This is a genomic window from Streptomyces sp. V3I8 (genome assembly GCF_030817535.1).
In the GTDB taxonomy this organism is placed as follows: domain Bacteria; phylum Actinomycetota; class Actinomycetes; order Streptomycetales; family Streptomycetaceae; genus Streptomyces.
On the sequence record NZ_JAUSZL010000002.1, the window covers coordinates 6,615,792 to 6,630,267 of the forward strand.

Here is a 14,476-nt window from a genome sequence, read left to right on the forward strand (position 1 = left end):
TACGCGGGCCGCCGCCGACGATTCACTCCCACTCCCACCCGATGCCCACGATCCCCGACCGGACCCGCTGCTCCACCATGTGGACCGACCGGTGGCGGCCGCTCAGTGCCAGCTCCCGGCGGCCGCCGCGGGGCGCCGCCGCCGAGTGCTGGGAGAACCGGTGGCAGCGCACGGGCAGCGCCGCCTCGGCGAACCGCACCTCGAGGGCGTACTGCCCGCCGGAGAGGCCGAACCCGCGGACGTACTCACTGGACGCGCCGGCCGTGCCGTCCTCGACGCCGTAGCGGAAGAGGAAGGTGTCGCCCGTGCGCAGCCGCGTGTCGAAGAGCAGCTCGGCCACGAGCACGCCCGTTTCGTGGTGCCACAGGACGCGTCCCGTGCGGCAGTTCTCCAGGGCGTGCACGCTCATGTGCTCCGGCGCGCAGCCGGGGTCCCCGTGGTGGACGGCCACGTAGCGGTCGATCCCGTCGCTGTGGGCGCGCACGATGTGCTGGGAGTCGCGCGAGAGCAGTTCGCGGCGGGCGCCGATGCGCACCCGTTCGTGGTGGCCGAGGACGAGCAGCCCGCCGTCGAGCGGGGAGTCGAGCTCCGCGAGCAGCTTCTCCAGGGCTCCGGAGGCTTCGACCAGGGAGCGGTACGAGCGGGTCGCGGGGCGGTCCGCGCCGGTCTGTTCGTCGGCCGTCGTGAGGAGCCGGATCAGCGACTCGTCCGGCAGCTGCAGGATCTCCTCCAGGGCGCGCACGGCCCGCAGGGACTCGGCGCGCTGCGGACGCCGGGCGCCCTGCTGCCAGTAACTGAGGCTCGTCACACCCACCTTGACCCCGTGCCGCGTCAGATGGTGCTGTACGCGCTGCAGCGGCAGTCCACGGGCGGTGATCGCGGCGCGCAGTGCGACGTGGAAGGGGCCGCCCCGCAGGGCCGTCTCCAGTTCCGCCGCGGCGACGTCCGCGTGCTGTGTGCCGTGCCGCATGCAGGGCCCTTTCTGTGATGCTCACAACGGCTGGTCGGGCCGTTCGCGCTGTTCGTGGGGGCCGCCCGGTCGGCGTACGGGACATGGGCACCTGTGCGTGCCGTGGTTCCCGGCCCAAGTAATCCCGCATTGAAGCCTGTTGACCAGGCCCGGACAACACCTGAGGCGCAACTTCGCTGTGCGGACGCTGAGCGTCGCCTTTGAGGCGGGGGCGGGCGGCGGATCCGGGCGGACCGTGCGGACCGTGCGGACCGGGTGGACGGGGCGCACGGGGTGGACGGGGCGCACGGGGCGGACAGGAAAAAAGACGGACAGGGGAGACGGACACGAAAGACGGCGGCCCGGAACGTACGCGGCGGGGTCCGCGGGCGGATGCCCGGACCTGATGGCACGCGTACGCTCCGGGCCGCCGTCACAGTGCGCGAAGCGCGGGGCGGCCGGGCGGTTCAGGGGCGGGCGTCTCCCGCACGGCCCTCGGACCGCAGGCGCTTGGCCCGCACGATGTCCGGATCGCGGGGGTCGAGGCCGGACAGCAGGCCGTCGCCGTACTGCTCCTCGTCCTGGTACGGGCGGACCCGGACCGACCGTCGTGTCTTCTCGATCCGCGTCTGTCGCATCTTCCGCAGCCCTTCGGTCATCGACCCGACACCCTTGTCCGGGGCGCCCGGTCCACCTGCTTCTGCACTGGTACGAGCATTGCCCCGCATTGTCTTCGTGTCGTCACGGCCAGCCCCCGGAAAGGGTTCCGGTCCACCTGAATTGCCCATCTCCCGCAGGCCGTAACCGTCGACGGGCGGCGGGCCGTCGGCCGCGGACCGCGAAAACGCGCCCCGCGGGCGTGCGGCACCGGCCGGCCGGGGACCGCGGGCGGGGCGACGAGAACCGCTCCCACCTCGGCATTCGCCGTCTTCCTCAGTGACCCACCGCACAGGGACGGAGCCCGTCCGCGGTGTCCTGGAGAAAACATCGAGCACTTCGGAAAGCGCTTGGGGATTCCCGCGGAACCACGGAGCCGGACGCCGGCGCCGCGGGACCGGCGGGACGCCGCGCTGTCACACCCCGCCAGTAGGGTGGGAGACATGGCCGACCCCTCCAGCTACCGCCCCAAGCCGGGACAGATCCCCGACTCGCCAGGGGTCTACAAATTCCGCGACGAGCACCGCCGGGTGATCTACGTCGGGAAGGCGAAGATCCTGCGCCAGCGCCTGGCCAGCTACTTCCAGGACCTCTCCAACCTGCACCCGCGTACGCGCACGATGGTCACCACGGCCGCGTCGGTGGAGTGGACCGTGGTGTCCACCGAGGTCGAGGCGCTCCAGCTGGAGTACTCCTGGATCAAGGAGTACGACCCCCGGTTCAACGTCAAGTACCGCGACGACAAGAGCTACCCGTACCTCGCGGTGACCATGAACGAGGAGTTCCCGCGGGTACAGGTGATGCGCGGCCACAAGAAGAAGGGCGTGCGCTACTTCGGCCCCTACGGGCACGCGTGGGCGATCCGCGACACCGTGGACCTCCTGCTGCGCGTCTTCCCGGTGCGCACGTGCTCCGCCGGCGTGTTCCGCAACGCCGAGCGGACGGGCCGCCCCTGTCTGCTCGGCTACATCGGCAAGTGCTCCGCGCCCTGCGTCGGCCGGGTCTCGGCCGAGGAGCACCGGGAGCTGGCCGAGGAGTTCAGCGACTTCATGGCCGGCCGCACGGGGACGTACATCCGCCGCCTGGAGCGGCAGATGGCGGACGCCGCCGAGGACATGGAGTACGAGCGCGCCGGGCGCCTGCGCGACGACATCGGGGCCCTCAAGAAGGCCATGGAGAAGAGCGCCGTCGTGCTGGCCGACGCGACGGACGCCGACCTGATCGCCCTCGCCGAGGACGAGCTGGAGGCCGCCGTGCAGATCTTCCACGTCCGCGGCGGCCGGGTGCGCGGCCAGCGCGGCTGGGTCACCGACAAGGTCGAGGCGGTCACCACGGGCGACCTGGTCGAGCACGCGCTGCAGCAGCTGTACGGGGAGGAGACCGGCGACTCCGTACCGAAGGAGGTACTGGTCCCGGCCCTGCCCGAGCCGCTGGAGCCCGTCCAGGAGTGGCTCACCGCCCGCCGCGGGTCGAACGTGTCGCTCCGCATCCCGCAGCGCGGCGACAAGAAGGCCCTCATGGAGACGGTCCAGCGCAACGCGCTCCACGCGCTCGGCCTGCACAAGACCAAGCGCGCCTCCGACCTGACGACCCGCTCCCGCGCGCTGGAGGAGATCGCCGAGGCGCTCGGTCTGGACAGCGCCCCCCTGCGGGTCGAGTGCTACGACATCTCGCACCTCCAGGGCGACGACGTCGTGGCGTCGATGGTCGTCTTCGAGGACGGACTGGCGCGCAAGAGCGAGTACCGCCGCTTCCAGATCAAGGGCTTCGAGGGCCAGGACGACGTCCGGTCCATGCACGAGGTGATCACCCGCCGCTTCAAGCGGTACCTGGGGGACAAGGAGAGGACCGGCGAGTGGGCCGACGGCGAGGCGAGCCTCACCGAGGAGGACGGGCGTCCCAAGCGCTTCGCGTACCCGCCGCAGCTGGTCGTCGTCGACGGCGGCAGGCCCCAGGTCGCGGCGGCCCGGCGGGCCCTGGACGAGCTGGGCATCGACGACATCGCCGTCTGCGGTCTCGCCAAGCGCCTCGAAGAGGTCTGGCTGCCCGGCGAGGACGATCCGGTGGTACTGCCACGTACCAGTGAAGGGCTCTATCTTCTTCAGCGTGTGCGCGACGAGGCGCACCGCTTCGCGATCACCTACCAGCGCGCCAAGCGCGCCCGGCGTTTCCGGGCGAGCCCGCTCGACGACGTGCCGGGCCTCGGCGAGGCGCGCAAGCAGACGTTGATCAAACACTTCGGTTCGGTGAAGAAGCTGCGATCCGCGACGATCGACCAGATCTGTGAGGTTCCCGGCATAGGCCGCAAGACGGCCGAGGCGATCGCCGTGGCCTTCGCCCAGGCCGCCCCGGCGGCTCCCGCCGTGAACACCGCGACCGGAGAGATCATGGAAGACGAGGATCACGTGGAGGACGCGGCGCCCGAACCGACTGCGGGTGTCGCAGGGGAGCCCGTGTCCGCGGGCGCCCCGGACGAGCGACGGGGGCAGGAGAGATGACCGAGCACGAGCAGGGAAAACCGGCGGCACGGCGTACGACGGACGCCGAGGGACCGCCCGCGGCCGCGGCCGGGGGAGCGCGCACAGCCGCACCCGGGGCACCGCACAGGCAGGCAGGCGAGAATCGGTCGCAGCAGCAGCAGCAGCAGCAGCAGACGGCGGCGGCGGACGGGGCGACCGACCCGGTCGGGCAGGCCGACGCGGCCGGCGGACCGGCGAAGACGGAAGACGGAGCGGAAGTGAACACGGGCACGATCATCGAGACGGCCGGCGTCCCCGAGGCGGCCATTCCGGAGCTGGTGATCATCTCCGGGATGTCGGGCGCGGGCCGGTCCACCGCCGCCAAGTGTCTGGAGGACCTGGGCTGGTTCGTCGTCGACAACCTGCCGCCCGCGCTGATCCCCACGATGGTGGAGCTCGGCGCCCGCTCGCAGGGCAATGTGGCACGCATCGCGGTCGTCGTCGACGTCCGCGGCCGCCGCTTCTTCGACAACCTCCGCGAGTCCCTCGCCGACCTGGAGACCAAGCAGGTCACCCGGCGGATCGTCTTCCTGGAGTCCTCCGACGACGCCCTGGTGCGCCGCTTCGAGGGCGTGCGCCGACCGCACCCCCTCCAGGGCGACGGCCGCATCGTCGACGGCATCGCCGCCGAGCGCGAACTGCTGCGCGAGCTGCGCGGCGACGCCGACCTGGTGATCGACACCTCCAGCCTGAACGTGCACGAGCTGCGCGCCAAGATGGACGCCCAGTTCGCCGGCGAGGAGGAGCCCGAGCTGCGGGCCACCGTCATGTCCTTCGGCTTCAAGTACGGCCTGCCGGTCGACGCCGACCTGGTCGTGGACATGCGGTTCCTGCCCAACCCGCACTGGGTCCCCGAGCTGCGCCAGTACACCGGCCTCAACGAGGAGGTGGCGGCGTACGTCTTCAACCAGCCCGGCGCCAAGGAGTTCCTCGACCGGTACGCCGAACTGCTGCGCCTCGTCCAGACCGGCTACCGCCGTGAGGGCAAGCGGTACGTGACCATCGCGGTCGGCTGCACCGGCGGCAAGCACCGCTCCGTCGCCATGTCGGAGAAGCTCGCGGCGCGCCTGGTGTCCGAGGGAGTGGAGACGGTCGTCGTCCACCGGGACATGGGCCGCGAATGACGGGACGTTCCCTGCGGCTGGACCGGCTGCGGCGGGCCGGCGTCGACGGGCGCGGCGGCAGGCCCGCCGACGCCCGCGGTGCCAGGCCCGTCGAGGCCCGCGGCGCCAGGCCGCGCCGCCGCGGCGCCCAGCCCAAGGTCGTCGCGCTGGGCGGCGGCATGGGCCTGTCCGCCTCGCTCGCCGCCCTGCGCCGCATCACGGGCGACCTCACGGCGGTCGTCACGGTCGCCGACGACGGCGGCTCCAGCGGCCGGCTGCGCGACGAGCTGGGCGTGCTCCCGCCCGGTGACCTGCGCAAGGCCCTGGCCGCGCTGTGCGGTGACGACGAATGGGGCCAGACCTGGGCGCGGGTCATCCAGCACCGCTTCCAGTCCCAGGGCGACCTGCACGAGCACGCGGTCGGCAACCTGCTGATCGTCGCCCTGTGGGAGCAGCTCGGCGACCACGTCCAGGCCCTCGACCTGGTCGGCAGGCTGCTGGGCGCGCACGGCAGGGTGCTGCCCATGTCCGCCGTACCCCTGGAGCTCCAGGCCCTGGTCAGGGGACACGACCCCGAGCGGCCCGAGGAGGTCGACACCGTCCGGGGGCAGGCGACCGTGGCCCTGACGCCCGGCGAGGTGCAGTCCGTGCACCTCGTGCCGCACGACCCGCCGGCCGTGCCCGAGGCCGTCGCCGCGGTCCTCGACGCCGACTGGGTGGTCCTCGGTCCGGGCTCCTGGTTCTCCTCGGTGATCCCGCACCTGCTGGTGCCCGAGCTGCTCGACGCCCTCACCGAGACGAAGGCGCGCCGGATCCTCCCGCTGAACCTCGCTCCGCAGCCCGGAGAAACAGAAGGCTTCTCCCCGCAGCGTCATTTGGAGGTTTTGGGACGACACGCCCCTAAACTCGCCCTGGACGTGGTGTTGGCCGACGAGGCCGCCGTGCCCGACCGCGAGATACTCGCCGACGCCGCCAAGCGGTTCGGCGCGGCGGTCGAGCTGGCGCCGGTGGCCAGGACCGACGGGACTCCGAGGCACGATCCGGAGCTGTTGGCCGCCGCGTACGACCGTATTTTTCGGATGCATGGAAGGATCGGCCCATGGCGATGACGGCAGCGGTGAAGGACGAGATCTCCCGGCTTCCCGTCACCCGGACCTGCTGCAGAAAGGCGGAGGTATCCGCCATCCTGCGGTTCGCGGGCGGCCTTCACCTGGTGAGCGGCCGGATCGTGATCGAGGCGGAGCTGGACACCGCGATGGCGGCACGACGGCTGAAGCGGGACATCCTCGAGATCTTCGGCCACAGTTCCGAACTGATCGTGATGGCGCCCGGCGGTCTGCGCCGCGGCTCCCGTTACGTCGTCCGGGTGGTCGCCGGCGGTGACCAGCTGGCCCGCCAGACCGGCCTGGTGGACGGCCGCGGCCGCCCGATCCGGGGTCTGCCGCCGCAGGTGGTCTCGGGGGCCACCTGCGATGCGGAGGCGGCGTGGCGTGGGGCCTTCCTGGCGCACGGCTCGCTCACCGAGCCGGGCCGCTCGTCCTCGTTGGAGGTGACCTGCCCGGGTCCGGAGGCCGCGCTCGCGCTGGTCGGCGCGGCCCGTCGCCTGTCGATCGCCGCGAAGGCGCGCGAGGTGCGCGGGGTGGACCGGGTCGTGGTGCGTGACGGGGATGCCATCGGGGCGCTGCTGACCCGCCTCGGCGCGCACGAGTCGGTGCTTGCGTGGGAGGAGCGGCGGATGCGGCGTGAGGTCCGCGCCACCGCGAACCGGCTCGCCAACTTCGACGACGCGAACCTGCGCCGGTCCGCCCGGGCCGCGGTGGCCGCCGGGGCGCGGGTGCAGCGGGCGCTGGAGATCCTCGCGGACGAGGTGCCGGAGCACCTCGCCGCCGCGGGGCGGCTGCGGATGGACCACAAGCAGGCCTCGCTGGAGGAGCTGGGCGCGCTCGCCGATCCGCCGTTGACCAAGGATGCCGTGGCGGGGCGTATTCGGCGGCTTCTCGCGATGGCCGACAAGCGGGCGCAGGATCTGGGGATTCCGGGGACGGAGTCCAACCTCAGCGACCTCAGTGACGAGATGGCCGACAACCTGGTGGGCTGACGCCACCGGTCCCGTCCCGGGTGCCATCGGGGTGCCCCCGGGCGGGGGCGGGGGTGGACCTCGGCCGGTTGCGCAGTTCCCCGCGCCCCTGGGGTGGGTGGGGCTTTGCGCGGGTGGTCGGGTGCCGGTCGTTCCGGGCTGAGCGCGCAGTTCCCCGCGCCCCCGGGTGAGCCGGGGTGCGAGCTGACCGGCACGGACCCGCCACTCGGCCTGCACCCGACACTCCATGTGCCCCGTCCGCCTCAGGGGCGCGGGGAACCGCGCGAGCAACCCCCGCCGGCCCGCACCCGGCAAACGACCTCGCCTTCCGTTCCTCCCCCCCCAACACGCCTCCGCACAAGCCCATTTGGGGTAACCGCATCCGTGTCCCGCCGTCGGGGACACCCTCTTGACTTGACCATGAAGTGTCATGAGCCTGGCATCTGTTCGCCGTTGTGGCGAACCACCGCAAGGGGGGCTCATGAGACGAAGAGCGAGATCGATCCTCGCTGCCGGCGCACTCCTGATCGCAGGAGTGAGCGTCGCACCCATGGCGCAGGCGGAACCCGGCGCAGCCGACCCGGGCGCCGACGAGGTCAAGGTGTTCCGCGCCGACGTCACCAAGGAGCAGGTACCCCTGCTCCTGGCGGCGGGCCAGGACAGTCACGAGCTGGGCGAACGCGTACCGCAGAAGGGCACGGCCACGGTCGAGGTCTACCTCACCGACAAGCAGGCCGAGCAGCTGCAGGACAAGGGCGTCGACCTCGCCGAGCACAAGCTCTCGGCGAAGGCACGCGCACGCGTGGCCGCCGCGGGGGACGGCGTCTACCGCCCGTACAGCGGCGCGGGCAACCTCCGGGAGGAGATCCTCAGGACCGGGCAGCAGAACCCGTCCCTGACGAAGGTCGTCTCCATCGGCAAGACCGTCCAGGGGCAGGACATCCTGGCCGTCAAGCTCTCCAAGGGTGCCAAGAAGACCAAGGACGGCGCCAAGCCGTCCACGCTGTACATGTCCAACCAGCACGCCCGTGAGTGGATCACGCCCGAGATGACCCGGCGCCTGATGCACTACTACCTGGACAACTACGGCAAGGACCAGCGGGTCACCAAGCTCGTGGACTCCACCGAGCTGTGGTTCGTGCTGTCCGCCAACCCCGACGGCTACGACTGGACGTTCAAGGCCGAGGGCGACCGCCAGTGGCGCAAGAACCTGCGTGACGTCAACGGCGACGGGGCCCTGACGGTCGGCGACGGCGTCGACCTCAACCGGAACTTCGCCTACAAGTGGGGCTACGACGACGAAGGCTCGTCGCCGTACCCGACCAGCCAGACCTACCGCGGCGCGAGCCCCGGCTCCGAGCCCGAGACCAAGGCGCTCGACGCCTTCGAGAAGCGCATCGGCTTCGAGTACGGCATCAACTACCACTCCGCCGCCGAACTGCTCCTCTACGGGGTCGGCTGGCAGGTGGCGACCCCGAGCCCCGACGACGTGCTCTACAAGTCCCTGGCCGGTACCCCGGAGAACTCGGCGATCCCCGGCTACCGCCCGCAGGTCTCCTCCGAGCTCTACACGACCAACGGCGAGGCCGACGGACACGCGTCCAACGTCAACGGCACGGCGCTGTTCACCCCCGAGATGTCGACCTGCCAGACGGCGTCGAACCTCTACCCGGACGACGCCTGGAACGCGGCCGACTGCGCGTCGGTCTTCACCTTCCCGGACGACGAGAAGCTGATCCAGCAGGAGTTCGCCAAGAACATCCCGTTCGCGCTCTCCGTCGCCGAGGCGGCGGCGAAGCCGGACCGGCCGAAGTCCTCCGTCGGCATCGACGCCCCCGACTTCACCCCGGCCCCCTTCACGACCTCGTACTCCCGCGGCGCCGACCAGGAGGTCTCCGTCGTCGCCCGCAGGTCCGTGGGCGACAAGGAGCTCAGGTACCGCGTCGACAACGGCCGTACGAAGCGTCAGGCGCTCAAGCCCTGGAAGGGCGGCGAGACCTACGGCGGCGAGGACAACCTCTACTTCGACGAGTACCGCGCGAAGGTCCGGGACGGCGAGCCGGGCGACAAGGTCGAGGTCTGGTTCACCGGCAAGGCCCGCGGCGGGAAGCCCACCGCGAGCCAGCACTTCACGTACACGGTCGCCGAACGGCCGCGCGCCGACACGCTGGTCGTCGCCGAGGAGGGGGCTGCCACGACGAAGGCGCAGACCTACGTCGACGCCCTGAAGGCCAACGGCCGCAAGGCCGTCGTCTGGGACGTCGCCACCCAGGGCGCGCCCGACGCGCTCGGCGTCCTCGGCCACTTCGGGACGGTCGTCCACCACACCGGCGCGGACCGCCCCGGCTACACCACCCAGCTGCAGCTGCGCGCCTACCTCAACGAGGGCGGCAAGCTGATCGAGGCGGGCGAGCAGGCCGGCGGCCAGGTCGCGCTGCCGGGCGCCCTGACGAACGACTTCAGCCAGTACTACCTGGGCGCGTACTCCCGTACGAACACTCCGGGCGCCACCGCCTTCACCGGCTCGGGCAAGCTCGAGGGCGCCGGCGGACCGCTCGGCGACACGCCCGGGAATCCGCTGAACGCGGCGGGCGCCTACAGCGTCACCTCGGACACCCTGCCCGTCGCCGCGTACCCGCAGTTCGCGAGCGCGGGAGCCGGCGGCTACCCGGGCACCGTCAACCCGTACGGTCCGTACGAGGGCGCGTCCATGGCGGCCGTCACGCACACCGACTACGCCTGGAACCGTCTCACCCGCACCATCGACCTCACCGGGGTGAGCGCGGCCGACGCGCCCGCACTGCGCACCCAGCTGCTGTGGGACACCGAGGAGGGCTACGACCACGCGGTCCTCGAGGCGCACACGGCCGGGGCCGACGACTGGACCACGCTCCCGGACAAGGGCGGCGCCACCGGCACCGCGGTTCCCGCCGAGTGCGAGGCGGGCTTCTTCCTCCAGGGGCACCCCGCCCTCGAGCGCTACCTGACCCGGGGCGACACCGGCTGCACCGCGTCCGGCACGAGCGGCTCCTGGAACAGCTTCACCGGGGCCTCCGACGGCTGGCAGCAGGTCGAGTTCGACCTGTCGGCGTACGCCGGGAAGACGGTCGAGGTGTCGCTGAGCTACATCACCGACCCGGGCTCCGGGGGGCACGGGGTCCTCGCCGACAACGCCTCCGTCGTGATCGGCGGCACGGCGGGCGAGGCCGAGGGCTTCGAGACGTCGCTCGGCGCCTGGAAGGTCCCCGGACCGCCCGCGGGCAGCCCGGCGGTCGTCCAGGACTGGGGCCTGTCCGGCGAGCTCTTCAAGACGTACGGCGCGGTCACCACCCGGGACACCGTGCTGTTCGGCTTCGGTCTGGAGCACGTCACCGCGGCGGGCGACCGCACGGCCCTGCTCGGCAGGGCGCTGGCGGCACTGCGCCGCTGACCAGGCGGTGAAGGGCGTCCAGCCCGAGGCGGTCCGTACCCCTACTGGCGGGTACGGACCGCCTTGCCGTGTATAGGGGCGTCTCGATGTCACCCCGCGAGCCTCAGGGAGGTAGGGTCGTAGGCGGTCGGGGACATCCCATACAACTCGCCGGCGTACACAGCCGGCGTACCTAACGAGGAGATCGGTTCGTGACGATCCGCGTAGGCATCAACGGCTTTGGCCGCATCGGTCGTAACTACTTCCGCGCGCTGCTGGAGCAGGGTGCTGACATCGAGATCGTGGCTGTCAACGACCTGGGTGACACCGCGACCACCGCTCATCTGCTCAAGTACGACACCATCCTGGGCCGGCTCAAGGCCGAGGTGTCGCACACCGAGGACACGATCACCGTCGACGGGCACACCGTCAAGGTGCTGTCGGAGCGCAACCCCGCCGACATCCCGTGGGGCGACCTGGGCGTCGACATCGTGATCGAGTCGACCGGCATCTTCACCAAGAAGGCCGACGCCGAGAAGCACATCGCGGGCGGCGCCAAGAAGGTCCTCATCTCGGCTCCGGCCAAGGACGAGGACATCACGATCGTGATGGGCGTCAACCAGGACAAGTACGAGGCGGCGAACCACCACGTCATCTCGAACGCCTCCTGCACCACCAACTGTGTGGCGCCGATGGCCAAGGTCCTCGACGAGAACTTCGGCATCGTCAAGGGTCTGATGACGACGGTCCACGCGTACACGAACGACCAGCGGATCCTGGACTTCCCGCACTCGGACCTGCGCCGCGCCCGCGCCGCCGCCGAGAACATCATCCCGACCACCACCGGTGCCGCCAAGGCCACCGCGCTGGTCCTCCCGCAGCTCAAGGGCAAGCTCGACGGCATCGCGATGCGCGTCCCGGTCCCGACCGGCTCCGCCACCGACCTGGTCGTGACGCTGCAGCGCGAGGTCACCAAGGACGAGGTCAACGCCGCGTTCAAGAAGGCCTCCGACGACGGTGACCTCAAGGGCTTCCTGACCTACACCGAGGACCCGATCGTCTCCTCCGACATCGTCGGCGACCCGGCCTCCTGCACCTTCGACTCCTCCCTGACCATGGTCCAGGAGGGCAGCACGGTGAAGATCCTCGGCTGGTACGACAACGAGTGGGGCTACTCCAACCGCCTCGTCGACCTCACGGTCTTCGTCGGCGAACAGCTCTAGTCCAAGGAACAAGGCACCTCGTGTGAACACAGGGCCCGGGCAGCGCACCGCCGCGCACCCCGGGCCCTGTGGCACGTGCTGAGCGATCAGCCCTTACCCGGACGACAAAAGAGCCCTCCACAGGAGTCCACTTATGAAGACGATCGACGAACTTCTCGCCGCGGGGGTCGACGGCAAGCGCGTCTTCGTGCGCGCCGACCTGAACGTGCCGCTCGCCGACGGCCGCATCACCGACGACGGCCGCATCCGCGCCGTCCTGCCGACCGTCAAGGCCCTCGCCGAGGCCGGCGCCAAGGTGGTCGTCGCCTCGCACCTGGGCCGCCCCAAGGGCGCCCCGGACCCCGCCTTCTCCCTGCTGCCCGCCGCCGAGCGGCTCGGCGAGCTGCTCGACGCGCCCGTCGCGTTCGCCCAGGACACCGTCGGCCCCGCCGCCCACGACGCCGTGAACGGGCTGCAGCCCGGCCAGGTGGCGGTCATCGAGAACCTCCGCTTCAACGCCGGCGAGACGTCCAAGGACGACACCGAGCGCGGCGAGTTCGCCGACCAGCTGGCCGCTCTGGCCGATGTCTACGTGGGCGACGGGTTCGGCGCGGTGCACCGCAAGCACGCCTCGGTCTTCGACCTCCCGGCGCGGCTGCCGCACTACGCGGGCCACCTCATCGCCACCGAGGTCGGCGTCCTGAAGAAGCTCACCGAGGACGTCGAGCGCCCCTATGTGGTCGCCCTCGGCGGTTCCAAGGTCTCCGACAAGCTCGCCGTCATCGACGAGCTGCTCGACAAGGCGGACCGCCTGCTCATCGGCGGCGGCATGGCCTTCACCTTCCTCAAGGCCCAGGGGTACGAGATCGGCGCCTCCCTGGTCCAGGAGGACCAGCTGGCGGCCGTCAACGAGTACGTCGAGCGCGCCGCGAAGAACGGCGTCGAGCTGGTCGTCCCCGTCGACGTCGTGGTCGCGGCCGGGTTCCCCGACCTCAAGACCAAGGCGCCCTCCGACCCGGCCACCGTCGCCGCGGACGCCATTCCGGGCGACCGGATGGGCCTGGACATCGGTCCGGAGACCGGCGCCCTGTACGCCTCGAAGCTCGCCGACGCGGCCACCGTCTTCTGGAACGGTCCGATGGGCGTCTTCGAGCACCCCGACTACGCCGAGGGCACCCGGGCGGTCGCCCAGGGCCTGCTCGACTCCCGGGCCTTCACGGTCGTCGGCGGCGGCGACTCCGCCGCGGCCGTGCGCATCCTGGGCTTCGACGAGAACGCATTCGGCCACATCTCCACCGGTGGCGGCGCCTCCCTCGAATACCTCGAGGGCAAGACGCTCCCCGGTCTCGCCGCACTGGAGGACTGACCCCGTATGACCACTCGCACGCCGCTGATGGCGGGCAACTGGAAGATGAACCTCAACCACCTCGAGGCCATCGCGCACGTCCAGAAGCTCGCTTTCGCCCTCGCCGACAAGGACTACGACGCCTGTGAGGTCGCGGTCCTGCCGCCCTTCACCGACCTGCGTTCGGTACAGACCCTGGTCGACGGCGACAAGCTCAAGATCAAGTACGGCGCCCAGGACATCTCGGCGCACGACTCCGGCGCCTACACCGGCGAGATCTCCGGCGCGATGCTGGCCAAGCTCAAGTGCACGTACGTGGCGATCGGCCACTCCGAGCGCCGCCAGTACCACGCCGAGACCGACGCGATCGTCAACGCCAAGGTGCAGGCCGCGTACAAGCACGGACTCACGCCGATCCTGTGCGTCGGCGAGGAGCTGGACGTCCGTGACGCGGGCAACCACGTCACGCACACGCTGAGCCAGGTCGAGGGCGGTCTCAAGGACGTCCCCGCCGAGCAGGCCGAGTCGATCGTCATCGCGTACGAGCCCGTCTGGGCCATCGGCACCGGCAAGGTCTGCGGCGCCGACGACGCCCAGGAGGTCTGCGGGGCGATCCGCGGCAAGCTCGCCGAGCTGTACTCGCAGGAGGTGGCCGACGCCGTCCGCATCCAGTACGGCGGCTCGGTGAAGTCCGGCAACGTCGCGGAGATCATGGCGAAGCCCGACATCGACGGCGCCCTGGTGGGCGGCGCCTCGCTGGACGCCGACGAGTTCGTCAAGATCGCCCGGTTCCGCGACCAGTAGGCCGCGCTCCGGACGGGAAGCGCCGAGCTGCGAGTATGCCGTAGCGGCGTTACGTCGTACCCTTGCGGGGGCCGGGCTGCTTCGTACCCGAAGCACCGGCCCCCGTCGTCCGTCCAAGTCCTAGGAAGTTGGTCCAGCCGTGGTTATGGGGTTCTCGATCGCCCTGATCGTCTTCAGCCTGTTGCTGATGCTGCTGGTGCTGATGCACAAGGGGAAGGGCGGCGGCCTCTCCGACATGTTCGGCGGCGGCATGCAGTCGTCCGTCGGCGGGTCCTCGGTCGCCGAGCGCAACCTCGACCGCATCACCGTGGTGGTCGGTTTGCTCTGGTTCGCGTCCATTGTGGTGTTGGGCATCCTGATGAAGGTCAACAACTGACCGCCGGCCGACACCGGCTCAGCAGCACGAACGCA

11 protein-coding genes are annotated in these 14,476 nt (G+C 71.1%); 9 read left to right on the forward strand and 2 right to left on the reverse strand.

The genetic code is table 11. The features are described from left to right. Positions 1–22: 22 nt before the first annotated feature. Together QFZ75_RS29175 and QFZ75_RS29180 are read right to left on the reverse strand one after the other, a co-directional pair. Positions 23–970 (reverse strand): hypothetical protein, encoded by a 948-nt coding sequence (locus QFZ75_RS29175; RefSeq protein WP_307541595.1) that lies wholly within the window; start codon positions 968–970, stop codon positions 23–25. A 446-nt stretch (positions 971–1,416) separates the two neighbouring features. Beyond that, entirely contained in the window at positions 1,417–1,608 is a 192-nt protein-coding gene (locus tag QFZ75_RS29180) for a hypothetical protein (RefSeq protein WP_307541596.1), read from the reverse strand. Between the two features lie 441 nt (positions 1,609–2,049). On the opposite strand from QFZ75_RS29180, the gene uvrC reads away from it, so the two are divergent. From uvrC to secG, 9 genes are all read left to right on the forward strand, one after another. Continuing rightward, positions 2,050–4,104 (forward strand): excinuclease ABC subunit UvrC, encoded by a 2,055-nt coding sequence (gene uvrC, locus QFZ75_RS29185; RefSeq protein ID WP_307541598.1) that lies wholly within the window; start codon positions 2,050–2,052, stop codon positions 4,102–4,104. Beyond that, positions 4,101–5,249 (forward strand): RNase adapter RapZ, encoded by a 1,149-nt coding sequence (gene rapZ, locus QFZ75_RS29190; RefSeq protein WP_307541601.1) that lies wholly within the window; start codon positions 4,101–4,103, stop codon positions 5,247–5,249. The genes uvrC and rapZ overlap by 4 nt, the downstream gene beginning before the upstream one ends. After that, positions 5,246–6,337: a uridine diphosphate-N-acetylglucosamine-binding protein YvcK gene (gene yvcK, locus QFZ75_RS29195; RefSeq protein ID WP_307541603.1), complete on the forward strand. Its 1,092-nt coding sequence runs from the start codon at positions 5,246–5,248 to the stop codon at positions 6,335–6,337. Before rapZ ends, yvcK begins: the two co-directional genes overlap by 4 nt. Beyond that, complete coding sequence (gene whiA / locus QFZ75_RS29200; protein WP_307541604.1) at positions 6,328–7,326, forward strand: DNA-binding protein WhiA; 999 nt, start codon at positions 6,328–6,330, stop codon at positions 7,324–7,326. The genes yvcK and whiA overlap by 10 nt, the downstream gene beginning before the upstream one ends. A gap of 460 nt (positions 7,327–7,786) precedes the next feature. Beyond that, positions 7,787–10,735 carry a M14 family metallopeptidase gene (locus QFZ75_RS29205; protein WP_307541607.1) on the forward strand — a complete coding sequence of 983 codons (2,949 nt, stop codon included), beginning with the start codon at positions 7,787–7,789 and terminating at the stop codon, positions 10,733–10,735. A 191-nt stretch (positions 10,736–10,926) separates the two neighbouring features. Then, positions 10,927–11,937 (forward strand): type I glyceraldehyde-3-phosphate dehydrogenase, encoded by a 1,011-nt coding sequence (gap, locus tag QFZ75_RS29210; RefSeq protein ID WP_307541608.1) that lies wholly within the window; start codon positions 10,927–10,929, stop codon positions 11,935–11,937. Between the two features lie 133 nt (positions 11,938–12,070). Next, on the forward strand, positions 12,071–13,282 hold the full coding sequence (gene pgk, locus QFZ75_RS29215) for a phosphoglycerate kinase (RefSeq protein ID WP_307541610.1): 1,212 nt from the start codon (positions 12,071–12,073) through the stop codon (positions 13,280–13,282). 6 nt (positions 13,283–13,288) lie between these two features. Then, entirely contained in the window at positions 13,289–14,065 is a 777-nt protein-coding gene (gene tpiA, locus QFZ75_RS29220) for a triose-phosphate isomerase (RefSeq protein WP_307541612.1), read from the forward strand. A 145-nt stretch (positions 14,066–14,210) separates the two neighbouring features. Then, positions 14,211–14,441, forward strand: coding sequence for a preprotein translocase subunit SecG (secG, locus tag QFZ75_RS29225; RefSeq protein ID WP_030358806.1), 231 nt, complete (start codon positions 14,211–14,213; stop codon positions 14,439–14,441). Positions 14,442–14,476: the final 35 nt, after the last annotated feature.

What these genes read in the sequence shown, in the direction of transcription:
- secG (WP_030358806.1), top strand. Translation starts at nt 14,211, where the DNA reads ATGGGGTTCTCGATCGCCCTGATCGTCTTCAGCCTGTTGCTGATGCTG.
- QFZ75_RS29205 (WP_307541607.1), top strand. Translation starts at nt 7,787, where the DNA reads ATGAGACGAAGAGCGAGATCGATCCTCGCTGCCGGCGCACTCCTGATC.
- QFZ75_RS29175 (WP_307541595.1), bottom strand. Translation starts at nt 970, where the DNA reads ATGCGGCACGGCACACAGCACGCGGACGTCGCCGCGGCGGAACTGGAG.
- uvrC (WP_307541598.1), top strand. Translation starts at nt 2,050, where the DNA reads ATGGCCGACCCCTCCAGCTACCGCCCCAAGCCGGGACAGATCCCCGAC.
- yvcK (WP_307541603.1), top strand. Translation starts at nt 5,246, where the DNA reads ATGACGGGACGTTCCCTGCGGCTGGACCGGCTGCGGCGGGCCGGCGTC.
- rapZ (WP_307541601.1), top strand. Translation starts at nt 4,101, where the DNA reads ATGACCGAGCACGAGCAGGGAAAACCGGCGGCACGGCGTACGACGGAC.
- whiA (WP_307541604.1), top strand. Translation starts at nt 6,328, where the DNA reads ATGGCGATGACGGCAGCGGTGAAGGACGAGATCTCCCGGCTTCCCGTC.
- pgk (WP_307541610.1), top strand. Translation starts at nt 12,071, where the DNA reads ATGAAGACGATCGACGAACTTCTCGCCGCGGGGGTCGACGGCAAGCGC.
- tpiA (WP_307541612.1), top strand. Translation starts at nt 13,289, where the DNA reads ATGACCACTCGCACGCCGCTGATGGCGGGCAACTGGAAGATGAACCTC.
- QFZ75_RS29180 (WP_307541596.1), bottom strand. Translation starts at nt 1,608, where the DNA reads ATGACCGAAGGGCTGCGGAAGATGCGACAGACGCGGATCGAGAAGACA.